The organism is Pseudidiomarina gelatinasegens (assembly GCF_004025325.1).
GTDB classification, from domain to species: domain Bacteria; phylum Pseudomonadota; class Gammaproteobacteria; order Enterobacterales; family Alteromonadaceae; genus Pseudidiomarina; species Pseudidiomarina gelatinasegens.
Genome location: NZ_RSFE01000004.1, coordinates 1 through 23,281 on the forward strand (window position 1 = coordinate 1; position 23,281 = coordinate 23,281).

The 23,281-nt window shown below is 49.5% G+C and carries 18 protein-coding genes; 7 read left to right on the forward strand and 11 right to left on the reverse strand.

The features are described 5' to 3' along the window. Both EGC76_RS06005 and EGC76_RS06010 read left to right on the forward strand, forming a co-directional pair. Nucleotides 1-339: integrase core domain-containing protein (locus EGC76_RS06005; protein WP_164876804.1), on the forward strand; the 339-nt coding region annotated here is incomplete at its 5' end. A 90-nt stretch (nt 340-429) separates the two neighbouring features. Then, nucleotides 430-1,002, forward strand: a complete 573-nt coding sequence (locus EGC76_RS06010; protein WP_128352108.1) for a hypothetical protein — start codon at nt 430-432, stop codon at nt 1,000-1,002. Nucleotides 1,003-1,579: 577 nt separating this feature from the next. On the opposite strand, the gene EGC76_RS06015 is transcribed toward EGC76_RS06010, so the two are convergent. Further along, nucleotides 1,580-2,452, reverse strand: coding sequence for a LysR family transcriptional regulator (locus EGC76_RS06015; protein WP_128352109.1), 873 nt, complete (start codon nt 2,450-2,452; stop codon nt 1,580-1,582). 167 nt (nt 2,453-2,619) lie between these two features. Between EGC76_RS06015 and EGC76_RS06020 the strand changes: the two genes are divergently transcribed. Genes EGC76_RS06020 through EGC76_RS06030 form a run of 3 tightly spaced genes read left to right on the forward strand, consistent with a single transcriptional unit; the run spans nt 2,620 to nt 7,519 of the window. After that, nucleotides 2,620-3,699, forward strand: coding sequence for an efflux RND transporter periplasmic adaptor subunit (locus EGC76_RS06020; protein WP_128352110.1), 1,080 nt, complete (start codon nt 2,620-2,622; stop codon nt 3,697-3,699). After that, nucleotides 3,699-6,785 carry an efflux RND transporter permease subunit gene (locus EGC76_RS06025; protein WP_128352353.1) on the forward strand — a complete coding sequence of 1,029 codons (3,087 nt, stop codon included), beginning with the start codon at nt 3,699-3,701 and terminating at the stop codon, nt 6,783-6,785. The genes EGC76_RS06020 and EGC76_RS06025 overlap by 1 nt, the downstream gene beginning before the upstream one ends. Beyond that, nucleotides 6,782-7,519: a 3',5'-cyclic-nucleotide phosphodiesterase gene (locus EGC76_RS06030; protein ID WP_128352111.1), complete on the forward strand. Its 738-nt coding sequence runs from the start codon at nt 6,782-6,784 to the stop codon at nt 7,517-7,519. Before EGC76_RS06025 ends, EGC76_RS06030 begins: the two co-directional genes overlap by 4 nt. A 14-nt stretch (nt 7,520-7,533) precedes the next feature. Here EGC76_RS06030 and EGC76_RS06035 read toward each other — a convergent pair whose 3' ends face one another. The 5 genes from EGC76_RS06035 to EGC76_RS06055 all read right to left on the reverse strand — a co-directional run bounded on the left by EGC76_RS06035 (nt 7,534) and on the right by EGC76_RS06055 (nt 14,684). Beyond that, nucleotides 7,534-10,656: an efflux RND transporter permease subunit gene (locus tag EGC76_RS06035; protein ID WP_128352112.1), complete on the reverse strand. Its 3,123-nt coding sequence runs from the start codon at nt 10,654-10,656 to the stop codon at nt 7,534-7,536. Further along, nucleotides 10,637-11,848, reverse strand: a complete 1,212-nt coding sequence (locus tag EGC76_RS06040) for an efflux RND transporter periplasmic adaptor subunit (protein ID WP_164876805.1) — start codon at nt 11,846-11,848, stop codon at nt 10,637-10,639. The genes EGC76_RS06035 and EGC76_RS06040 overlap by 20 nt, the downstream gene beginning before the upstream one ends. A gap of 75 nt (nt 11,849-11,923) precedes the next feature. Next, complete coding sequence (locus tag EGC76_RS06045) at nt 11,924-12,268, reverse strand: hypothetical protein (RefSeq protein ID WP_128352114.1); 345 nt, start codon at nt 12,266-12,268, stop codon at nt 11,924-11,926. A gap of 52 nt (nt 12,269-12,320) precedes the next feature. Then, entirely contained in the window at nt 12,321-14,384 is a 2,064-nt protein-coding gene (locus EGC76_RS06050; RefSeq protein WP_128352115.1) for a M13 family metallopeptidase, read from the reverse strand. Nucleotides 14,385-14,399: 15 nt separating this feature from the next. Next, a complete protein-coding gene (locus tag EGC76_RS06055) occupies nt 14,400-14,684 on the reverse strand; it encodes an encapsulin-associated ferritin-like protein (protein WP_128352116.1) in 285 nt (94 codons plus the stop codon). 202 nt (nt 14,685-14,886) lie between these two features. Between EGC76_RS06055 and EGC76_RS06060 the strand changes: the two genes are divergently transcribed. Both EGC76_RS06060 and EGC76_RS06065 read left to right on the forward strand, forming a co-directional pair. After that, on the forward strand, nt 14,887-15,072 hold the full coding sequence (locus tag EGC76_RS06060; protein ID WP_128352117.1) for a type II toxin-antitoxin system HicA family toxin: 186 nt from the start codon (nt 14,887-14,889) through the stop codon (nt 15,070-15,072). Between the two features lie 20 nt (nt 15,073-15,092). Beyond that, nucleotides 15,093-15,521, forward strand: a complete 429-nt coding sequence (locus EGC76_RS06065) for a type II toxin-antitoxin system HicB family antitoxin (RefSeq protein WP_128352118.1) — start codon at nt 15,093-15,095, stop codon at nt 15,519-15,521. Nucleotides 15,522-15,554: 33 nt separating this feature from the next. Here the strand turns inward: EGC76_RS06065 and lpdA are convergent, their stop codons facing one another. The 5 genes from lpdA to ampE form a co-directional block, all read right to left on the reverse strand. Continuing rightward, the gene (gene lpdA, locus EGC76_RS06070; RefSeq protein ID WP_128352119.1) at nt 15,555-16,979 is read right to left on the reverse strand and encodes a dihydrolipoyl dehydrogenase; all 1,425 of its coding nucleotides are present in this window, start codon (nt 16,977-16,979) and stop codon (nt 15,555-15,557) included. A gap of 68 nt (nt 16,980-17,047) precedes the next feature. Then, on the reverse strand, nt 17,048-18,844 hold the full coding sequence (gene aceF, locus EGC76_RS06075; RefSeq protein WP_128352120.1) for a dihydrolipoyllysine-residue acetyltransferase: 1,797 nt from the start codon (nt 18,842-18,844) through the stop codon (nt 17,048-17,050). Between the two features lie 21 nt (nt 18,845-18,865). Then, nucleotides 18,866-21,538 (reverse strand): pyruvate dehydrogenase (acetyl-transferring), homodimeric type, encoded by a 2,673-nt coding sequence (aceE, locus tag EGC76_RS06080; protein WP_128352121.1) that lies wholly within the window; start codon nt 21,536-21,538, stop codon nt 18,866-18,868. Nucleotides 21,539-21,548: 10 nt separating this feature from the next. Beyond that, nucleotides 21,549-22,304 carry a pyruvate dehydrogenase complex transcriptional repressor PdhR gene (pdhR, locus tag EGC76_RS06085; RefSeq protein WP_128352122.1) on the reverse strand — a complete coding sequence of 252 codons (756 nt, stop codon included), beginning with the start codon at nt 22,302-22,304 and terminating at the stop codon, nt 21,549-21,551. Between the two features lie 194 nt (nt 22,305-22,498). Further along, nucleotides 22,499-23,281 carry a regulatory signaling modulator protein AmpE gene (ampE, locus tag EGC76_RS06090; RefSeq protein WP_128352123.1) on the reverse strand — a complete coding sequence of 261 codons (783 nt, stop codon included), beginning with the start codon at nt 23,279-23,281 and terminating at the stop codon, nt 22,499-22,501.

Below are 23,281 nucleotides of genomic sequence, written 5' to 3' on the forward strand. Positions count from 1 at the left end.
GTGGCACGCTTTTTATCGCAAGTTATCGAGGCTCGTAAGAGGCCTGACTCGATTGTTTGCGACAACGGCACAGAATTTACGAGCAAGGCTATGTTCTTCTGGAGCAAAACTGAAGGTGTACGCCTGAGCTTTATTCAGCCAGGGAAACCCACACAGAATGCCTTCGTAGAGAGTCTGAACGGAAAGTTCAGGAATGAATGCTTAAACCAGCATTGGTTTAGAACTCTTGATGAGGCACGTTACGACATTGAGCAGTGGCAGCGTCATTACAACGAAGAAAGACCACACAGTTCACTGAATTATTTACCGCCAGCTGAATATGCAAAACAGGTGGCATAGAAACTGAAATCTCATTGAAAATATGGTGTTATTTCAGGGGAAAGGTCAATGCTTTCACGAATTCAACCGCTCACAAAAGAGTAATACAATATGAAACTAAAAAAATCAGCCAACATATTATCAATCATCTTCGCAGCAACATTTTTGGTCAGTTGCGGAAGTTCAGATGACTCTACAGAGGTGGACGGACTCCCCACCTATATTGTTAATGTTGAATCGACACCACACTATTTTGGCGTAGATTCCGATATTAACATTGACGCAGTTGCACAAGTGCAGAACGGCACTGACACCGTAGCTTCTGACATTTATGGTTTTGAATACGAGTTTGGAACCTCATACGAGTTGCGTGTTTGGCAACTCGAAATTGCAGCATCCGACAGTTCAAGCGGGATTTCAACAGAGCTCGTCGAGGTGATCTCAGCGACACCTGATGCAATTGGCACAAGTTACGTTTACAACGAAGTGACATTAGAAGGAAATCCATTCACCGCGAACGAGCAAACAGCTGGCGTGTATGCATTTTACCAGTATGAATTTCTGTGTGCCGAAAACGTTGACTGTGATGGGCTTGTTGCCATAGCCGACAGTGGTGGTTTGGTGAGTGTTGAGTTTGAATACACCGGTGGCGAGGTTCCCATTACACTGGTGTGGTGGAATTAACCGCAATCCATCTCAAGTTAGTTAACGATTTAAATTAAGCCCTCAAAGCTGGACATGCCAGTTATTCGGGGCTTTTTATTTCTATACATCACAGTAAGAAATTCATCAAAAGTCACTATTATCTGCAAAGAATAAACCTTCAACGCAAAGTGTTCCGAACCAAAACACGCTTTAACACGAAAAACTATTAGCTTCCCCCCAACAATCTCTTAATTCTTCTTATGCTCACCAAAGTGAAAAACATACTTGAACTTCAACTTAGAAACGTCTACCCACTAGCAACGGACCGTTGAAAGCTAATATTTATAGGCCTTTCAAGATTGCTCATTCAAAATAATTTATTAGCGCTTATTATGGGAATTTACACGAATAATGAGCCACTTAAAATTGGGGGATTACACTCTAGCCTATTTCTCAATTTTTGCGGGACAAAATTTCATCTCAGAAGCCTCTATTTGTTTTGAATTACATGACGTAACTAATATTAATAAGCTAATGCTGAATGCAAGCATACTTCTTTGAATCATATTTTAAACATCCACTTTTTGCGTAACCATTCCAGAGCATATTTTCGCTTTTAAAAATAGTCCCAGATAATTTGGGCGGCGGGGCCTGCAATGCGCTCTGCTGAGCGAACAAGATGCACTTCCAGGTGAACCTGGTTGATGAAGTCCGGTATGTCGATGCGGATGAGATCACCGCGCGCCAGCTCATCGCCAATAATGTCACCGGGTACAATACCCCAGCCCATACCGGCTACGAGTAATTCACGCTGGGCGATGGAGTCGTTAACACGTATCCGTTGTTGGCCGGGCATACGAATCATTCGGTCCAAATTAATGCCGACGTCTTGGTTTTGCGGCATCAACATGGGTATGTCGAGTAAATCACGCCGCTGGGTGGGCAAGCCATACTTGGCCACAAGTGCTGGCGAAATGGTGACCAACAATTCAAATGGGCGGACTAACTTGGTTTCAAAATCACCATGCTGCCGAAACACGGGTAACCAAGGCGTTAATGCTAAATCGGCTTCACCTTCTCGAATGGCCCGCAAAGAGCGCAGTTGTGCTTCGCCGTTTAGCAGAAGATCAGTGGTTGGGTAACGGGTTTGCATGGCGCGCATGGCCTCAAATAAGCTGGCGGGTGCGCAGGTGTGATCGTACGAAATACGTAGCACCGGCTCTGCACCATCGCGCAACTGTTGGGTTAAGGATTGCAAACGTTGTTGCTGCCGCAGTACCTCGCGCGCCTGTCGTAAAAATTGCTCACCATAAGCGGTTAATTTTAGCCGATAGCCTTCACGATCAAACAGCGGAAACCCCACCTCGTCTTCAAGCTTCTTAAGTGCCATACTGACCGCTGCTTGGGTTCGGTGTAAGTGTTCGGCAGCCCCCAATAGCGTTCCTGTCTCACTCAATGCATTGAGCATTTGTAGTTGTTGAATCTTCATCGCAAGCGCACCGAATCTAATTAAATAAAACTGAACATGTATTCAAGATTAATTCAGTATTATTTTACATGCAACAGCGTAAAATCATTATCCGTGTTCTCGTTCCAACGAATAACCAATAACTAATAACTAATATCGCTCTCGTTTTTCATCTCACTGGAGGTTTTATGCACATTCGTTTTTTCATCCTCGCCGCCCTTGCGGCTTTAGCTGGTTGCAGCGATGCACCGCAGGAGAAACAGCGCGCGGCAGTCATACAACCGGTGAAGTTGCATACCGTCAGTTTTGCTGATGGTCAGCGTGTACGCAGTTTCCCGGCGGTGGTTGAAGCTGCGCAAGTGGCACAACTGGCGTTTCGCGTAGGTGGTGAAATTCAAGAGTTTCCGGTTAAGGCCGGGCATGAGGTTACACAAGGCCAATTGATTGCCAAGCTCGACCCAACCGATTATCAATTGGTACTGGACCAAGCGCAGGCGCGCTTTGAGTTGGCACAGGCGCAATTTCGCCGCACAGAAAACCTGGTTGACCAAGGGGTGATATCGCCACAGCAATTTGACGAAGTGAAGTCGAACCTTGAAGTTGCGCGGGCGAATGTTGAAACGGCCCGAGCCAACGTGCGCTATACCGAGTTACGCGCACCCTTTGCTGGAACCATTGCCCACGTGTTTGTTGAGCGCTATGAAACCGTGCAGCCACAGCGTCAAATCGCGACCTTGCAAATGAATAACGCAATTGATGTCAGTATTCGCGTACCTGAGGGGCTTTTTGCGCGGGTGCAACGCCAAACGAATTACCAGCCTGACGTGACCTTTGCAGCAGCGCCAGAACGACAGTTCAAGGCCAGTTTAAAAGAGTGGGATTCCACTGCCGACCCTGCTACCAACACCTACAAGGTGGTGTTTACCCTACCCGCGCCAGAAAATTTGAATGTGCTTCCGGGTATGTCGGCAATGGTGTCAGTTGATGCGAATGCTGTGTCACAGCAGGCTGAAGCCGCCATATTAGTGCCCACAGCAGCGTTGTTTTCGCCCACCTCAGATGCGCCTGACCAAGGGCATTTTGTTTGGGTTTTTAATCCTGAAACCGAGCGGGTTCAACAGCGCCAAATTACCGTTCGAGCGGTGACCAACCAGGGCGTTGAGGTTATCGACGGGTTAACGCCCGGCGAGCAAATCGTGATTGCCGGCGTGCATGCGTTGCAAAGCGAACAGCAGGTGCGTCCATGGGTTAAGGAGCGTGGCCTGTGATAAATATCGCTCGCTACAGTATAAAGCGCACCACCACCAGTTGGTTGGTGTTGCTGATTTTACTGCTTGGTGGTGTGGTGGCGCTGCAAAATATTGGCCGCTTAGAGGACCCTGAATTCACCTTAAAGCAAGCCATGGTGATTACCCAGTATCCCGGCGCCACGTCACAGCAAGTTGAAGAAGAAGTAACCTACCGGCTGGAAAATGCCATTCAAGAATTGAGCTACGTTGACCATATTACGTCGGTGTCACAGCCTGGCTTAAGTCAAATCATGATTGAGATGCACAGCACGCTGCGCAAGCATCAAATGCCGCAGGTGTGGGATGAGCTGCGCCGCAAGGTCAACGACACCCGCAAACATTTGCCGCCAGGCAGCGGCGAGCCAATGGTGAAAGACGACTTTGCTGATGTATATGGCATGACGTTCGCGATTACTGGCGAGGGCTATAGCTATCAGGATATTGCCGACTATACCGATTACCTGCGCCGCGAATTGGTGTTGGTTAAAGGGGTTGGCAAAGTACAAGTTTCCGGCAAACAAAACGAACAGGTGATCGTTGAAGTTTCACGTGAAAAACTTGCTAACTTTGGCGTGCCGCCTCAACAAATCGTTAATTTGCTGCAAACCCAAAACACCGTCAGCGATGCTGGCCGCGTGCAAGTAGGTAGCGAACGCATTCGTCTGCAAACCAGCGGCGAGTTTAAAAGCGTTAATGAACTATCCAACTTAATGATCAGCAACCCGGGTGCCGACGAACGTATCTTGTTGCGCGATGTGGCGACGGTAACGCGTGAATACCAAGACATTCCGACGCATTTAGTACGTTACAACGGTGAAGATTCCTTGTGGTTAGCACTGTCATTTGCTGAAGACGTGAACGTGGTCGATGTGGGTGAACGCGTCATGCAACGTCTGGACGAGCTGCGTTATGCACAACCAGTTGGCATGGAGGTTCAAAAAATTTATGACCAGCCTTCGGAAGTGGATAATTCGGTCAATAATTTCCTGATTAACCTCGCTGAAGCCATCGTGATTGTGGTGATAGCGTTACTGTTAACCATGGGCTTACGCTCGGGCGTACTCATTGGCAGTGTATTGCTCATCACCGTGCTTGGCAGCTTTATCTTCATGTACCTGATGGACATTCAACTGCAACGGGTTTCTTTAGGCGCCCTGATTATTGCGCTGGGCATGCTGGTTGATAACGCAATTGTGATTGCCGAAGGTATGCTGGTTGGTGTTCGGCGTGGCCTGTCACGGGTTCAAGCCGCCATTGACGTGGTGCAACAGAATATTTGGCCGTTACTGGGCGCAACCGCCGTTGCCATTATTGCCTTTGCGCCAATAGGCCTGTCACGAGATGCCAGCGGCGAGTATGCCAATTCGCTGTTCTGGGTGCTGTTTATTTCGTTGTTACTCAGTTGGTTCACAGCCATTACGCTGACACCGTTTTTAGGAAACATATTATTCCGCAAAGATGCGCGCGCCCGAACAGCTCGTGAGCAGCCGGAAGACGACGACCACGTTTATAATCACTGGGTGTTTCGTGGTTATCGCATCATGCTGCACTGGTTTTTACGCTGGCGTAAAACAACTGTTGCGGTGATGCTGTTGCTGTTGGTTGTTGCTGGCTACGGGTTTACCACAATAAAACAGTCGTTCTTTCCACCCAGCACGACACCAATGGCGTTTGTCGATTTGTGGTACCCACAAGGCACCGACATACGTGCGACAGCGCAGCAAGTGAAACAGCTGGAACATTACTTGGCCACACAGCGCGTGGATGCGGAAAACCAAAACAATGGCTTAAAATTTGTCGCCTCAACCATTGGTCAGGGTGCGCCGCGATTTACGCTGACCTACCAAGTGGAAAAGTCTTATGAAAGTTACGCGCAGCTTATTTTACGGGCGGAAAGCACCGACCAGCTGCAGGCTATTTTATTGGACTTTGAAGCTTACCTGAAGGTTGAGCAACCTGACGTTGAGTACAAAATGAAGCCCCTGGAAATGGGTCCCACGCAAACCGCGAAAATCGAAGCCCGCTTTAGTGGTTCTGACCCGGTTGTGCTGCGCCAATTGGCCGACCAAGCGCGGTCAATTATGGCACAAGACGACGGTGTGCATAACTTGCGTGATAACTGGCGCCAGCGCACCAAAGTGCTGCAACCTGAATTCAATGAAGCGGCAGCACGGCGCTTGGGCATCACCAAATCGGATGTTGACGATGTACTGAAGCGGAACTTTACCGGGCAAACAGTTGGCGTTTATCGTGACGGCACTGACTTGTTGCCGATTGTGGTGCGCGCCCCGGCCGGTGAACGTACTGATTTGAACAACTGGCAAGAGCTGCAAGTATACAGCTCAGCCTTGCAGCAGCATATTCCGCTTGGTCAAGTGGTGCGTGACATGACCTTGTTGGCCGAGGACAACCTCATACTGCGCCGCGACCGCAAGCGCACAATTACCGTTATGGCCGACCACGATATTTTTGGCGACGAAACCCCAGCTATGGTCTTGTCGCGCGTTCGCCCAGCGATTGAAGCGATTGAATTGCCGGTTGGTTATGAGCTGAGTTGGGGTGGCGAATTCGAGGCCTCAGAAAAAGCCACAGGCGCAGTATTCCAAGCTTTGCCACTCGCCTTTTTAGTGATGTTCATTATTACCGTATTGTTGTTTAGCTCCATTCGTCAGGCCAGCGTGCTCTGGACCACCGTACCGCTGAGCGTTATTGGCGTTACCTTGGGGCTATGGGTAACCAATCAGCCGTTTGGTTTTATGGCCTTGCTTGGTTTCTTAAGCTTGTCAGGCATGCTGATTAAAAACGGCGTGGTGTTGCTGGAGCAAGTGCGCGTTGAGTTGCATGCGGGCAAAGAGGCGCTTAGTGCGCTTGTTGATGCCTCAATTAGTCGCGTGCGGCCGGTCACCATGACCGCAGCCACCACCATTGTCGGAATGATCCCATTGTTATTTGATGACTTCTTTGTCAGCATGGCGGTGGTTATTATGTTTGGCTTGGGCTTCGCTACCCTGTTAACACTGGTGGTGGTGCCGGTTATGTATGCGTTAGTGATGCGAGTTAAATGAACATAAATGTATTAGGCGCCAGCGGCGGCTTAGCTGGGCTGAGCGGCAGCACCTGCCTGCAAATCAGCGAAACCATATTGATTGATGCCGGAACCGGTATCAGTCAATTGAACCTGGCACAAATGCAGCAGGTACGGCATATATTTTTAAGCCACAGCCATAGCGATCATATCTGTTGCCTGCCCATGCTGCTGGCTAACTTATTTAACGCGCTTGACCCGTCTCAGTCGGTGACCTTGTATGGCTCAAAAGACACGTTCGCTGCGCTTAAGGCACACGTGTTTAACTGGGTGATTTGGCCCGATATGACGGTGATGCCGTCGGCAGAAAAGCCACTTGTGCGTCTGCAAGAAATTGCAGCGGGCGAATCCGTTACCATTGAGGGTATAGAGATTAAGACCTTTGCCACCTACCACACCGTGCCCACGTTAGGATATGCAGTGCGCAAAGCTGGGCAACTGACGGCCTTTGTTGCTGACACGGGTTATGCCGAAAGTGTTGTCAGCGCTCTCAACGCATTGGGCCCGCTTGATGCTATTATTCTTGAATGCTCGTTTCCCAACGAACTCGAAGCGATAGCATTGCAGTCGTGCCACTTAACGCCACACCTTTGCGAAAAGCTGCTCGGCGGTTTAACCGAGCAGCCCAAACGCATTTGGATTAATCATCTGAAGCCCGACCTGGCCGAACGCATTCAGCCGCAGCTAGCCCCTGACTGGCAGCTACTGCTATAGATCGGGCTACTCATTTAAGCTGCCTTAACTTTGCGTTGCCAATACAGCCAATAAACCGCCGGTAACACAAACAAACTTAATAGTGGCGCAGCCACCATGCCACCAATCATAGGTGCGGCAATGCGCTGCATCACTTCACTACCAGTGCCCTCAGTGAGCATAATCGGCAGTAGGCCGGCGATAATGGTTATTACCGTCATTGCTTTCGGTCGCACTCGCTGCACCGCCCCTTCCATAATGGCGTCATGCAAGCTGGTGCGGGTACGCTCAGTACGGTCGTGCCACGCATTGTTCAAGTACAACAACATCACCACGCCAAACTCGGCGGCAACACCCGCCAGCGCTATCATGCCCACCACCACAGCGATGGACAGGTTAAACCCGAGCAACCAGATAAACCATAAGCTACCCGCCAATGCGAGTGGCAATGTCGCCATGATCAGCACCGCCTGTTTGAACGAGCGGAAGGTGAAATACAGCAGAATAAGGATGACCGCTAAGGTTACCGGCACCACCTCTTGCAACTTGGCTTTTACGCGTTGCATGGACTCGTATTGCCCTGACCAGCTAACGCTGTAGCGCGGTGGAAGTTGGTACGCATCCACAATAGGTTGGGCGGCGGCCAATACATCACTGACGGGTACATCTGCCGCGACATCTACGAATATCCAGCCGGTAGGCCGTGCATTTTCACTGCGAATCATTGCCGGCCCCATGGTTACACGAATATCAGCAACCTGTTCAAGAGTAACCCAGGCGCCGTCTTTGCTGACCAATGGCATGGTTTTCAAACGTTCAACGTGGTCACGCTCGGCACGCGGATAGCGCAATGTGATTGGGTAGCGTTCTGTACCTTCAACGGTTTCTGCAATGGTCGCGCCGCCGATGCCAAATTTTATCGCGTTTTGAATATCGGCTTGGGTGAGGCCATAGCGCGCCGCTTTGTCCAGTTGCGGCCGTATTTCGATATAGCGGCCACTTGCCGGACGTTCGGCAAAAACCGAACTCACGCCAGGCACATTCTGCAGTACCTGTTCCAGTTCAGCGCCAATACGTTGTATTTCTTTCAGATCAGGCCCTGCAATTTTCAACCCTAACGGCGTTTTAAGCCCGGTGGAGAGCATGTCGATACGGGTTTTAATTGGCTGTACCCACGCATTGGTGATACCAGGCACCTGCACTGTTGCATCAAGTTCCGCGATAATATCGTTAATGGTGATGCCTTCACGCCACTGGTCTTCAGGTTTTAACTGAATGGTGGTTTCCAGCATGGTCAATGGGGCTGGGTCTGTTGCTGTTTCGGCACGGCCGGATTTACCAAATACCGTATCAACCTCGGGCACTTGTTTGATTAACCGGTCAGTTTGCTGCAATAACTTGCCGACCGCGGCAGGGCTCACACCCGGCATAGTGGTTGGCATGTACAGCAAATCGCCTTCTTGCATGGCAGGCATGAACTCGCTGCCCAGCTTACTCAGCGGGTAGTAAGCACTCACTGCGGCCACAATAGCTAACACCAAGGTAAACTTTGGCCAGTTAAGCACCACATTCAATAGCGGCCGGTACACAGCAACCAACATACGCGTAAGTGGGTTACGGTGTTCGCTAATGATTTTCCCGCGCACAAAATAGCCCATCAATACCGGCACCAAGGTAATCGACAGCAATGCTGCCGCCGCCATGGCAAAGGTTTTGGTGTACGCCAACGGGGCAAACAAACGCCCTTCTTGTTGCTCTAATGCGAAAACTGGAATAAAGCTAAGTGTAATAATCAGCAGCGATAGAAATAATGCTGGCCCCACTTCACTGGTGGCTTTAGCAATGATTTGCCAATGCTCAGCCCCCTGCGGGGGCGCGCCATGCTGTTCACGGTAGCGCTCCAAATGTTTGTGGGCATTTTCCACCATCACAATGGCCGCATCCACCAAAGCACCAATGGCAATAGCAATACCACCTAAGCTCATAATATTGGCATTAATTCCCAGCCAGCGCATCACGATAAAACTCATTAACACCGCCAAAGGCAGGGTGATAATTGCCACCAGCGCGGAACGAATATGCAGCAAAAAGAGGATGGTGACTAATGCCACAAACGCCATTTCTTCAACCAGCTTGGTGGTTAAGTTATCAACGGCGCGGTGGATAAGTTGCGAACGGTCATACACCGGCGTTATTTCAACACCGTCAGGTAACCCTTGCTGCAGCGTTTTAAGTTTGTCGCGCACCCGCTCAATTGTAGCTAAGGCATTTTCGCCATGGCGCATGACAACAATGCCGCCGACCACTTCGCCTTCACCATTAAACTCCGCGATACCGCGACGACTTACTGGCCCGCGTCGCACGGTAGCTACGTCGTCTAAGGTAATCGCGGTGCCGGTTGCACTGCGCACATTCAATGGTAATTTACGTAAGTCTTCAAGTGACTGCAGGTAACCTGTACCACGCACCATGTATTCGGCTTCAGCCATTTCAATAATGCCGCCGCCTACTTCGGCGTTAGCCGCTTGAATTGCGTCACGTATGGCGCCCAAGGTTAAACCGTAGGTTTGCAAACGTTCAGGCTCAATGACCACTTGATAGGCCTGCACCATACCACCGACGGTCGCAATTTCTGACACGCCGCTTACGCTTTGCAACTCTTGCTTTAAGAACCAATTCTGCAAGCTGGTGAGTTGCCCTAAGTCATGCTGCCCGGTGCTGTCGGTTAATACATACTGAAAAACCCAACCCACACCACTCGCATCAGGCCCAAGTTCGGGCGTAACCCCCTGCGGTAAGCGCTCTTGTGCTTGGCTTAAATATTCCAATACACGGCTGCGCGCCCAATAGATATCGGTACCGTCTTCAAACAGAATATACAGGTAGGAGTCGCCAAAAAATGAATAGCCACGTACTTCAGAGGCACCCGGTACGGCCAGCATAACGTTGGCGAGCGGCCAGGTGACCTGCTCCTCCACCAGTTGTGGTGCCTGCCCGGGATAACTGGTTTTAACAATCACCTGTACATCGGAAAGGTCAGGAATGGCGTCAAGTGGCGTGCTGGTCATGGCACGCCAGCCAAACCAAGCCGCTAATATGGCCGCAATAATAACCAGTATGCGGTTACGCAGTGAGGCATTAATGATTTGCGTGAGCATCAGTGGCCTCCTGCGATTGTGGATTCTGCATACGGCTGTTGAGTAGCGTCGCTTCTGAATCAAGCAGGAATTGGCCGGCCACAACAACTTGCTCTCCGGCTTCTAAACCATGCAAGATTTCAGCTTGGTCGCCGACCACCAGACCAACATGTACGTCGCGCTGGACAAAGCTATTGTCGTCGGTTTTTACCATCACTCGGTTCGTGGTACCGGTAATCATTAAGCTGCTTAGCGGCACAGTTAGCGCATCACGTTTCGGGCCACCGTAAAGTTCTACTTCGGCTTGCATGCCAACCAGTAAGTTAGTACCCACTTTGCTGTCTGGCATTTTGATTCGTACCCGTTGGGTGCGCGCTTGGGCATCAAGCGCCGGATAAATGTAGTCGATGGTTGTTTCATGCTTGTTCAGTCCAGCTTGCGGCAAGGTCACATCAACCGGTGCACCAGCGCTGAGCCAATCGCTGTAGCGTTCCGGTACATCGGCAATGAGCCAATAGCTGTCATCGCCGGTTAAGGTCATGACTGCCAGGCCCGGCTCAATGTACATGCCTTCCGCCACATTAAGCTCTGTTACCACACCGCTATGCGGAGCAAACACTGGCACGCGGTAGATAATCTCTTTGGACTTTTCCAATTGGGCAATTAATGGCTCAGCAAACCCGAGCAGCTCTAGGCGCAATTTAGCGTCGCGCAATAAGCGCGGATTTGCCGATGCGCTGCTTAACGCCTGCAAAAAGTCTTGCTGTGCAACAACGAGTTCACGGCTGTAAATGTCATAAACTGGATCGCCCTGCTCTACCTGCTGGCCTTCACTGCGCACGTGCAAGCGCTCAATCCAACCGGAGGCACGCGTATGCAGGTGATGGCGTGCGTTGTCATTCCACTGCACGCTGGCAATGGTTGGGTAGTAACGCCATAGTGTGGTGACTTCGGCCGTGGTGGTGCGTATGCCAAGGTTCTGCTGCATTTGCGCGCTGACTTTAACATCGCTTTCTTGCACACGCTGACGCGGCTCCAGGTCCATACCACAAATTGGGCAGGTGCCAGGCTCATCACTGACAATGTGACTGTGCATGGGGCACACATATTCGGTGCTTGCCTCGTGTTCATCATGGTTTAGCTCAAATTCTTGCGCACTAAGCGTAGGAATAGCCAAGATCACACAAAGCATAAGTACAACAATAGAACGCATGTAATTCATAAGATTTCTGCCAATTAGTTATCACAACACACGAACCTACATGGCTCGTAAAACGAAACGTGTTAACTAGGCAGACATAGGGGGGCGCAGCGATGTTTCGCTACGGGTTAGCAGCAGCGCATTCACAGATGGCCACAGGGTAACCGGATGGTATAAGGCGTCGACAGCAAAGCGAGCAATTAATGCTCCGGCTGACGAGCTGCAATGGTGCTGACAATCGCTACAGCTATTGTCACAACTTTGGTGCATGGTGGTTGCTTCAACCGCCGGCTGCTCACAGCAGTCGTGCTGTTGGCTATCCGAGGTTGCCGTGTCCATCATGGCATGATGAGACATCATTGAGGCTGACGAAGGCGCAGCAGCTTGCGCTGGTCCCGAAAACGGGGCCAGCAGCAAACTAACTATAATCATCAGCTTCAACAATGTGTTCATGGTTTTGATTATAAACCTATCTCTGGTGCAATTACCAGATAGTTACACGCTCTTCCGGTGGCAAGTACAAATCATCACCTGGTTTTACGTCAAATGCTTCGTAAAACGCTGGGATGTTAACCACTGTGCCATTAACGCGATAATCAGCTGGCGAATGCGGGTCACTTAATACTTGGTTACGAACATATTCGTCACGCGCTTTGGTTTTCCACACTTGTGCCCAACCCAAGAACACGCGCTGCTCGCCAGTGTAACCGTCCATCACTGGTGACTCTTCACCGTTTAACGACGTTTGATAGGCGCGATACGCAATCGTTAAACCAGCTAAATCACCGATGTTCTCACCTAAGGTTAATTTACCGTTGATGAACGTATCTGGAATAACTTCGTAGCTATCGTACTGAGCTGCAAGCATTGAACCACGCGCATCAAATGCTTCGCGATCTGAGTCTGTCCACCAGCTGCTTAGGTTGCCGTCGCCGTCATATTTAGAACCTTGGTCATCAAAACCATGGCCTAATTCATGACCAATTACTGCACCGATACCACCGTAGTTCACAGCGTCTTCCGCATTCATGTCGAAAAATGGCGGTTGCAAGATGCCTGCGGGGAATACAATTTCGTTACGTACTGGGCTGTAGTAAGCGTTTACAGTTTGCGGCGTCATGCCCCAGTCTTCTTCTTTAACTGGCTGACCAATTTTGCTGATGTTTTCTTGATAATCAAACGCGTATGAGCGCTTGTAGTTACCAACCAAATCATCTGCAGAAACAACGAGGCCTGAATAATCACGCCATTCGCTTGGGTAACCAATGTACGGCGTAAATTTGCTCAGTTTTTCCAGCGCTTTCTGCTTGGTTTCCTCAGTCATCCACTCCAGATCTTTGATTGAATCACCGTAGGCAACGATCAAGTTATCAACCAACTCTTCCATGCGAGCTTTTGCCGCTGGTGGAAAATACTCCGCAACGTAAAGTTGACCCAACACTTCACCTAACGCGTTATCGGTTGCATCAACACCGCGCTTCCAACGTGGCTCTTGTTCTGGTGTGCCACGCAATACTTGACCATAAAAGTCAAAGCGACGGTCATTGATTTCTTCGGTTAGCGCTGACGCGAAACGATCAACAGTTTTCAACGTCATGTAGTGTTTCCACGTATCCACGCTGACTTCGTCAAACATTTCACCGAAACTTTCAAAGTAGCTTGGCTGACGCACAATAATGTCGCTTGCTACATTAGCGCCTGTGGTTTCAGCCCACGTTGCAAAGTCAAATGCATCAAACATTGTCGCTAATTCTGCCAATGACTTTTTGTTGTAGGTTTTGTCTGCGTTGCGGCTCTCGACTCGGCTCCACTGCGCTTCGGCAAGTTTGGTTTCTAGTTCGAGTATCGCAGCAGCAGCTTCTTCAGCCTGTTCATAATCAACCAGCGCAAGTACATCGGCGATGTAGGCTTGGTATTGCTTGCGAATTTCTACGAATTTTTCGTCGTCTTTCAGATAGTAGTCGCGATCAGGCAGACCTAAACCAGATTGCGACATGTACATCGCATTGATTTCTGGATCTTTGGCATCTGGATACACGTAAAAACCGAACGGAGAACTTACGCCAAGCTTGGTTAATTCAGCCATGCGTGCTGCCGCTTCGGCGTGATTGCTTACTTGCGCGGTTGCTTGTAGATCAGCAGCTATCGGCGTGTAGCCCAAGCTGTTCAGCTTTTCGACGTCCATATAGCTATTAAAAAAGTCACCAATTTTTTGCGCATTGCCGCCTTCTTCGGCAGCTTTTGCCGAGGCTTCTTCAATAATTTTGCGCAAGCGTTCCTGGTTTTCTTCACGTAGCTCTAAGAATGAACCGATACGTGACTTATCTGCTGGCATTTCAGCATTGTCATACCATGTACCATTCACATAGTGGAACAAGTCGTCTTGTGGACGTACATCGGTATTGAATGCTTCAAGGTTCAAGCCTGACGTTAATTGCTTCTGCGGCTGTTCTTGTTGGGTTTGTTGTTGTTCAGATTGCTGTGGTGAGCATGCAGCCACACCCAACGCTAATGCTACGCTTAGCGCAATGGTACTTACTTTGTTCATAATTTCCCCGTTTGTTTAATGACCTATTACTTCTTCGGTGAATAGGTATTCTTTAAGTTCTTCGTCAAAAACTTTGTCGCGACGCCGGATCCATTCTAGGGTCATGGCGGCGTGTTCTTTTTCTTCATCACGATTGTGAATAAGAATTTTTCTTAACTCGTCATCTTTGCACACATCGATACGTTGGTTATACCAATCGACGGCTTCCAATTCTTCCATTAGTGACACAATAGCTCGGTGCATATCGCGGGTTTCTTCCGACAATAGCTCGAACGGTTCGTGGTATCCTTCGTTGGCCATAAATGCCTCCGTCGTTATTCACAGTGGATTTTCGGTTAACCTTTCTACCATAAGCCAAGCCGCTTTTGTTCACAACATAAATGCTATGCTAAGCATCGCAACATCTCGATTTTTTGTCTCAAATTGTTTCGATGAATTGAATCAACGCAGGATAGCGTTGACTTATACACACGCGTGTGTATTATTGATACTAAGGATCAGTATGAAATCATCCGACCTCATAAAGCTATTAAGAACCCATAAGTGCGAATTTATTCGTCATGGCAAGGGGGACCATCAGATCTGGTATTCCCCCATTACAAAGAGAAAGTTCTCAGTTCCTCATCCCAAACGCGATCTGCCAAGAGGAACTCTGAACAGTATCAAACGTATGGCTGGCATTAATTAAATCAGTAAGGATTACTAATTATGATGTTTATGGTTGGTATTGAACGCCCAAAATCCGACACCGAAGCATGGGGGTTGATCGTTCCTGTTTTTGAAACGTTGGGCTATGGCTGTATCGCGGCATCCGATACTGAACACAAAGTTTTATATCATGCCAAGCAGGCTATTCTAACGATGGCAGAGGAGGTGCTTACCGACGGACATTTGCTGACTAGCTTAAATGGAGATTTTCAAAGCTATCGCGATGAGTTCCCAGAATATGACGACTGGATAGCATTAGAGGTTGATGTTGAACGCCTAAAAAGGGTTCAGAAAAGGATTAATATTACGCTGTCCGAGCCTCTTTTAGCTCGAGTTGACGCTTACGTCGGGTTTCATAAGGAATTTAAAGATCGGTCCGATTTTTTGGCTAAAGCCGCCGATCAATTTATGTCTGAGCAAAAAAAGTAACCCGTGAGATTACTCACGGGTTACTTTTTATCGTTACTTTTTCGCTTTTTTGTTCGGAAGGTCAGTAATTGAGCCTTCGAAGACTTCAGCGGCAAGGCCAACTGATTCATGCAAGGTTGGGTGCGCATGAATGGTTAATGCGATGTCTTCTGCATCACAGCCCATTTCAATGGCCAAGCAGATTTCGCCCAATAGCTCACCAGCATTAGAGCCAACAATTGCGCCACCAATGATGCGGTTGTTCTTATCAAACAACAATTTGGTGAAACCATCTGTTGCGCCTTGTGCAATAGCGCGGCCAGAAGCTGACCATGGGAATACTGCTGCTTCGTACTCAACACCTTGTTCTTTCGCTTCTTTCTCAGTCAAGCCTGCCCATGCAACTTCAGGGTCGGTATAAGCAATTGAAGGAATAACTTTCGGATCAAAGAAGTGTTTCTTGCCCGCAATAACTTCGGCTGCAACGTGGCCTTCGTGTACAGCTTTGTGTGCAAGCATTGGCTGACCCACTAAGTCACCGATTGCGAAGATGTTCTTCACGTTGGTGCGCAGTTGGTTGTCTACTTCAATAAAGCCACGGTCAGTTACTTTCACGCCCGCGTTTTCAGCACCTACTTTGTCACCGTTTGGTGCACGACCAACAGCAACCAATACGGCGTCATACTTCACCGGTTTCTCAGGCGCTTTGTCGCCTTCAAAAGTCACGTGAATGCCGTCTTTCTTGGCTTCAACTTTCGCCGCTTTAGTGTTCAGCATAATGTTGTCGAATTTCTTAGAAATTGACTTGGTGAACGACTTAATGATGTCTTTGTCTGCCGGCGGAATCAGTTGCTCAGTCATTTCAACCACGTCAACTTTCGCGCCCAATGCGCTGTACACACAGCCCATTTCCAAACCAATGATACCGCCGCCTAAAATCAGCATACGGCCTGGTACGAATGGCAGTTCCAGTGCATCGGTAGAGTCCCAGATGCGCTCGTCGTCATGCGGTACAAATGGCAATTTAATTGACTGTGAGCCAGCTGCGATAATCGCGTGCTCGAAGTTGATGACCGTTTCGTTACCGTCTGCGTCTTTAACTTTCAGTTGTTTGTCGCTAGCAAATTCGCCCACGCCATTCACAACTTTTACTTTGCGCATTTTCGACATTTGGCCTAAGCCACCGGTCAATTGGCCAATAACTTTTTCTTTGTGCGTACGGATTTTATCGAGGTCGATTTTTGGCTTGCCGAATTCAACACCTTCTGCGCCCATGTGCTTCGCATCTTCAATGTGCTTGGCAATGTGCAACAAGGCTTTTGAAGGGATACAGCCAACGTTCAAGCAAACACCACCTAAGGTGCTATAGCGCTCAACCATTACGGTTTCCAAACCTAAGTCTGCAGCACGGAATGCTGCTGAGTAACCACCTGGGCCGCCACCAAGAACGACTACTTGTGCCTTCACTTCTTTGCTCATAACAACCTCATCTGAATCCGGTAAAAACGTGGGGCTGATTATAACAGCCCCTGCACAATTTGTTTAATTTATAGAACCAATTTACGAATATCCGAAAGCACCGCACTTAAGTAAACACTGAAGCGGGCTGCAACGGCACCGTCAATAACGCGGTGATCATAGCTCAAGCTGAGTGGCAACATCAGGCGTGGATCAAAGTCTTTGCCATTCCACTTCGGTTTCATTTCGCTTTTCGACACGCCTAAGATGGCAACATCTGGCGCGTTCACAATTGGCGTAAACGCCGTTCCGCCGATACCGCCTAGGCTTGAGATTGAGAAACAACCGCCTTGCATGTCCTGAGCCTTGAGTTTGCCGTCACGTGCTTTCGCACTAATTTCTAGCAGCTCATCAGAAAGTTCATAGATGCCTTTTTTATCGACATCGCGGATAACCGGCACAACCAGACCATTTGGCGTGTCCACCGCGATACCGATGTGCACGTATTTTTTCATGATCAAGTGTTCGCCATCCGGCGCCAATGACGAGTTAAACACAGGGTACTCGCGCATTGCTTTAGCAACAGCTTTCATGATGAAAACCAATGGCGTGATCTTCACACCATCTTTCTTCTTCGCCTGCAATTCATTTTCTTGCTTGCGGAATGCTTCCAGCTCAGTGATATCAGCTTCATCAAACTGCGTCACGTGCGGGATGGTTACCCAGTTGCGATGCAAGTTTGGTCCGGAAATTTTCTGAATGCGTGTTAATGGCACTTCTTCAATTTCACCAAACTTGCTGAAATCAACTTTCGGTGGCGCAATGACTTGCAGACCGCCTTCACCTTGTGCAACACCGCTTGATGCATTCGCTTTCGGGCGTGACAGTTCGTATTTCACGAATTCTTGCACGTCTTCTTTAAGGATACGTTCTTTACGGCCCGAACCTTTAACTTTGTTCAAATCAACACCGAACTCGTTCGCCAAACGGCGTACTGCAGGTGACGCATAGGCCAATCCTTCGGCTTTCGATTTCTTGTCTAGCGGGTGATCGGGCACCGGCGGTTTGCGATCGGTTTTTTCAGAGTCGCTGTCAGCGGCTTTCTCAGCATCGCTGTCAGCGGCTTTCTCAGCATCGCTGTCAGCGGCTTTGCCGCTGTGAGATTGGGGGTCAGACACCGCTTCCGCGGTATCAGACCCCTGAGCTGATGTTTCGAGTTTTATGACGAGCGAGCCTTGTTTCACTTTGTCGCCAACTTTTACTTCTACAGACTTAACCACACCCGCTTCTGGACTTGGCACGTCCATGGTTGCTTTGTCGGTTTCAAGCGTGATGAGGCCGTCTTCTGCGTTAATTTCATCGCCTTCTTTGACCAGCACTTCGATGACATCAACTTCACCGTCTTCGCCAATGTCCGGAACAGTCACCTCTATCACCTTTGTCGATGCCGGCTCCGTCCCGCTCTCTCCACTACCGTGATCGGGGTCTGGCTTGGCGTCAGCCGTGCCTGACCCCTCACCTTTCTTGTCAGCATCGCTGTCGGCTTTGTCAGCATCGCTGTCGGCTTTGTCAGCATCTTTGTCAGCGGCTTCGCCGCTGTTAGATTGGGAGTCAGACTCCGCTTGCGCGGTGTCAGACCCCGACTCAGCTGCCGCTTCGAACATTGCCAGCAGGTCGCCTTCTTTGATTTTGTCGCCGACTTTTACCTTCAGTTCAGCCACAACACCGGCAAACGGTGCTGGGATGTCCATCGATGCTTTGTCGCTTTCAACTGTGATCAGTGAGTCTTCGGCTTCAAGGCTATCGCCTTTGCTCACCAGAATTTCTATGACTTCAACTTCATCACCGCCCACATCGGGGGCTTTTACTTCTTTTAAATCTGCCATGCTTGCCTCCGCTCCCGTTGCTTACGCGTACAGTGGGTTGATTTTGTTGGTATCGATGCCGTATTCCTTGATCGCTTTTTCAACGACTTTGGCATCAATATCGCCCGCCTTCGCCAACTCAGTTAGAGCAGCAACAACAATGTACTGTGGATTCACTTCAAAATGACGGCGTAAGTTTTCACGGCTGTCTGAACGACCGAAGCCATCCGTACCCAATACACGATAAGGTGTTGGCATCCATGCACGGATTTGATCCGCGTATTGCTTCATGTAATCCGTTGCCGCAATGGTTGGGCCTTTGGCTTTTTCAAACACTTTGGTTACATAAGCGGTTTTCTGCTTCTTACCTGGGTGCAGCATGTTATGGCGTTCAACGTCATAACCGTCGCGGGCCAACTCATTAAACGACGTCGCGCTGTAAACTTTTGCGGTAATGCTAAAGTCGTCGGCCAGCAATTTCGCAGCAGCACGTACCTGCTCCAAAATTGTGCCAGAGCCAACCAGCTGTACTTCGCCTTTCGCTTTACCCGAGGCTTTCACGGTTTCAAACTCGTAAATGCCTTTAACAATGCCTTCTTCAACGCCTTCTGGCATTTCTGGCTGTTTGTAGTTTTCGTTCATAACAGTCAGGTAATAGAACACATTCTCTTGTTCACCATACATGCGGCGTAAACCGTCTTGCACGATAACTGCCACTTCGTAGCCATAGGTTGGGTCGTAAGTAATACAGTTCGGCACGGTATTGAACAAGATGTGGCTACTGCCGTCCTGGTGTTGTAACCCTTCACCGTTGAGCGTGGTTCGCCCTGCAGTACCGCCGACTAAGAAGCCGCGTGCCTGGCTATCACCGGCAGCCCACACTAAGTCACCCACACGTTGGAAACCAAACATGGAGTAGTAGATGTAGAACGGAATCATCGGCTCATTGTTGGTTGAGTAGCTGGTGGCTGCTGCAACCCATGACGCCATGGCGCCGAGCTCATTGATACCTTCTTGTAGTACTTGGCCCTTGGTATCTTCGCGGTAGTAGGCAACTTGATCGGCGTCTTGTGGCTCGTACTTCTGGCCTTGGCTGGAGTAAATACCCACTTGACGGAACAAACCTTCCATACCAAAGGTACGGGCTTCGTCTGGAATGATTGGCACAATACGTTGGCCAATCTTTTTGTCTTTCAACAGCGCCGTAAGAACACGTACAAACGCCATGGTGCTGGAGATTTCACGATCACCTGAGCCTTTGGTTACAGCTTCAAATGCTTTTAATGACGGAATCTCTAGCTCAACGTCGGTTTTCGGTAAACGTTTCGGCATGAAGCCACCAAGCGCTTCACGGCGCTCGCGCATGTACTTCATTTCTTCGCTGTCGTCTGGGAACTTGTACAATGGAATGTCTTCAAGTTCGCTGTCTTTAATCGGAATATTAAAGCGGTCACGGAAGTGTTTAATTGCCTCCATGTCCATCTTCTTCACTTGGTGTGCAATGTTTTTACCTTCACCGGCGGTGCCCATGCCATAACCTTTAACGGTTTTAGCAAGGATAACCTGTGGGCGGCCTTTGGTGTTCACGGCTTTGTGGTATGCAGCGTATACTTTCATTGGGTCGTGGCCACCGCGGTTTAAGCGCCAAATGTCTTCGTCGGTCAGGTTTGAAACCATCGCCTTGGTTTCTTCGGTTTTGCCGAAGAAATGCTCGCGGGTATAAGCACCGCCCTTCGCTTTGTAGTTCTGGTATTCACCGTCAACGCTATTTTGCATAATTTCAGCAAGCTTGCCTTCGGTATCACGGTACAACAATGGATCCCAGTAGCGACCCCAAATTACCTTGATAACTTCCCAGCCTGCGCCACGGAATGTACCTTCCAGCTCTTGAATGATTTTGCCGTTACCACGTACCGGGCCATCTAAACGCTGCAGGTTACAGTTTACAATAAAGGTTAGGTTGTCTAAGCCTTCGCGCGTTGCCAAGCCAATAGCACCCAAGCTTTCTGGCTCGTCCACTTCGCCGTCGCCCAAGAAGCAATAAACGCGCTGGTTTGAACAATCTTTAATGCCACGGTCGGTTAAGTACTTCAGGTAGCGTGCCTGATAAATTGCCTGAATGGGGCCAAGGCCCATAGATACAGTTGGGAATTGCCAAAAGTCAGGCATTAAATGTGGGTGCGGATACGATGGCACGCCTTTACCGTCAACTTCTTGACGGAAGTTATTCAATTGCTCTTCGCTGATGCGCCCTTCTAGGTATGCGCGCGCATAGATGCCCGGCGAAACGTGCCCTTGAACATACAGGTAGTCGCCACCGTCTTGATCAGTCGGGGCGCGGAAGAAATGGTTAAAACCAACATCGTACAGCATGGCTGACGAAGCAAAACTTGAAATGTGGCCACCTAATTCGAGGTCCTTTTTTGAACCACGCAGAACCATCGCCAATGCGTTCCAACGAATTGCAGCACGCACCCGCGCTTCAATTGAGCGGTCGCCCGGCATGGTTGGCTCTTGGCTAGCAGGGATGGTGTTCAGGTAAGCTGTCGTTGCGTTGTACGGCAGATATGCACCGCTACGGCGAGCCTTTTCAATGAGTGATTCGAGTAAGAAATGGCCGCGCTCGGCGCCGTCTTCTTCCAACACGACCTCGAGGGCTTCAAGCCACTCGCGCGTTTCTTGCGGGTCGATGTCGTCTTTTAAATGGTCAGTCATACTTCTGTCCTTACCCTTGCTGAGTTCGGCGTAGCGACCGCTGAATTCGTGACTGTTCACGATTCGAGGTGAGCAACGCATGTTCAATATAGGCTAGCAACTGATGGCAGGTTTCTCGAGCCTGCTCCGGTTCGCCAGCGGTAATGGCAGCCACAACTTGCTGCCGATGTTCGTGTAATTGCTGCATAACGCCCGGCTTGTGCGCGAGGTCCTGCAGGTTTTGAAGAATATTTTTCTGCAACAGTGGCAACATACTGCGCACCAAGTGCAACAGGATCACATTGTGCGAGGCTTCGGTAATACGCAAATTAAACTCGGTCAGCGCCTGCGCTTGTGCGGCGAGCTCCGCACCTGGGTCTAATTGTAGCGCATTGAAGGCAGCTTTTATCGCCTCGATATCGGCACTGGTGCCACGCAAAGCAGCGTAATACGACGAGATGCCCTCTAAGGCATGACGAAACTCGAGTAAATCAAATTGGGATTCTGGATGCTGCGCTAACAAGTTTAGTAGCGGCTCTGCAACACGCTCTTGCATGTTATCGCAAACATAAGTGCCGCCACCTTGACGTCGCTCAACTAAACCACGTGCTTCAAGTTTCTGAATGGCTTCACGCAAACTCGGACGGGACACTGAAAACTGTGCGGCAAGATCGCGCTCAGACGGCAACCGCGCCCCAGCTTCGAGCGTGCCGTCAACAATCATGGCTTCAATACGTTCCATGATCACATCTGAGAGTTTAGTCTGCTGAATGCGTTTGAATGTCATATGACTACCGTTGTTCGTGCGCTGCGCTGTTCGTCCGTTTCACTGTTCGTGCGCTTTGCTGTTCGAACAGTGCGAAGCACGGACGAATAGAGAGCGTAGCGAACGTACGAATAACGAATAACGCTTTTGCTTTTGGTAATACCAATAGACCAACATTGTAGATCAGGGTTTCGTAAAAACCAAATAGATTCCGACTAAACCCAGCCACCAATGGTTAGTAACGCAACAAAAACGACGTATAACAAGAAGTTACGTTTAACCAGCGCGGTAGTGGTCGGAGCAGTCAAGTCATCGGCGAGTTCGCCCACCTTGGTCAACGCGATAAAGTTGTTTTGTGGTTTGTTGCCAATGGAGCTTAACCACACCGGCAGCGCTTTGGAGAAGTTACCAACCAGAAGAAAGCCCAAAGTCATCAGGCGGGTTGGTAACCAGTTGATAATTTGATGCACGGTTTGCCAGCGCGGGCTTTTATTGTGGCGCATGTCACGCAGCGTGGCGTAGACCAATGCACCGGTAACGCCCAACAGCACGAAGTAGATCATCACTGCGAAATAGTGCCGCAGATGAATCCATAGCAATAGGTGTTCAACGGGTGCAGCCTCTTTACGCCCTGATGCCTGCTGCAATAATTTCAGCTGGCGTGCTTGTTCAGCGCCGTCCTCTTCAGATTCGGCCTGCAAGTAACGCTTGTAAGCTGCACGCGCAGCCGGTGCTTGAATGGCGGCCAGTATACCGGCGGCACTCACCAAGAAGGTCAGCAACACATTGTTTAGCAGCGCCAGCACAAAGCCGATAAACAGCGCGGGGATAATTGCCCAGAGTACTTGGCCTAAATCGTGCTGACGCCAAGCCTCCAGTTGCGCGCCGCGCACCTGCCAATGTTGCCAGCGTAAAATAATACGACGCCAATGCAAGTTACGGGTAATTTCTAGCGTTCGTTCTAACGAATATGCAAGCAATATTACCAACAAATACAT

Excerpts from the sequence above, each read along its gene's own strand:
- EGC76_RS06035 (WP_128352112.1), bottom strand. The coding sequence starts at position 10,656 with ATGCTCACGCAAATCATTAATGCCTCACTGCGTAACCGCATACTGGTT.
- EGC76_RS06065 (WP_128352118.1), top strand. The coding sequence starts at position 15,093 with ATGATGTTTATGGTTGGTATTGAACGCCCAAAATCCGACACCGAAGCA.
- pdhR (WP_128352122.1), bottom strand. The coding sequence starts at position 22,304 with ATGACATTCAAACGCATTCAGCAGACTAAACTCTCAGATGTGATCATG.
- EGC76_RS06020 (WP_128352110.1), top strand. The coding sequence starts at position 2,620 with ATGCACATTCGTTTTTTCATCCTCGCCGCCCTTGCGGCTTTAGCTGGT.
- EGC76_RS06015 (WP_128352109.1), bottom strand. The coding sequence starts at position 2,452 with ATGAAGATTCAACAACTACAAATGCTCAATGCATTGAGTGAGACAGGA.
- EGC76_RS06055 (WP_128352116.1), bottom strand. The coding sequence starts at position 14,684 with ATGGCCAACGAAGGATACCACGAACCGTTCGAGCTATTGTCGGAAGAA.
- EGC76_RS06040 (WP_164876805.1), bottom strand. The coding sequence starts at position 11,848 with ATGCGTTCTATTGTTGTACTTATGCTTTGTGTGATCTTGGCTATTCCT.
- EGC76_RS06045 (WP_128352114.1), bottom strand. The coding sequence starts at position 12,268 with ATGATTATAGTTAGTTTGCTGCTGGCCCCGTTTTCGGGACCAGCGCAA.
- EGC76_RS06050 (WP_128352115.1), bottom strand. The coding sequence starts at position 14,384 with ATGAACAAAGTAAGTACCATTGCGCTAAGCGTAGCATTAGCGTTGGGT.
- lpdA (WP_128352119.1), bottom strand. The coding sequence starts at position 16,979 with ATGAGCAAAGAAGTGAAGGCACAAGTAGTCGTTCTTGGTGGCGGCCCA.
- ampE (WP_128352123.1), bottom strand. The coding sequence starts at position 23,281 with ATGTATTTGTTGGTAATATTGCTTGCATATTCGTTAGAACGAACGCTA.
- EGC76_RS06010 (WP_128352108.1), top strand. The coding sequence starts at position 430 with ATGAAACTAAAAAAATCAGCCAACATATTATCAATCATCTTCGCAGCA.
- aceE (WP_128352121.1), bottom strand. The coding sequence starts at position 21,538 with ATGACTGACCATTTAAAAGACGACATCGACCCGCAAGAAACGCGCGAG.
- EGC76_RS06030 (WP_128352111.1), top strand. The coding sequence starts at position 6,782 with ATGAACATAAATGTATTAGGCGCCAGCGGCGGCTTAGCTGGGCTGAGC.
- aceF (WP_128352120.1), bottom strand. The coding sequence starts at position 18,844 with ATGGCAGATTTAAAAGAAGTAAAAGCCCCCGATGTGGGCGGTGATGAA.
- EGC76_RS06060 (WP_128352117.1), top strand. The coding sequence starts at position 14,887 with ATGAAATCATCCGACCTCATAAAGCTATTAAGAACCCATAAGTGCGAA.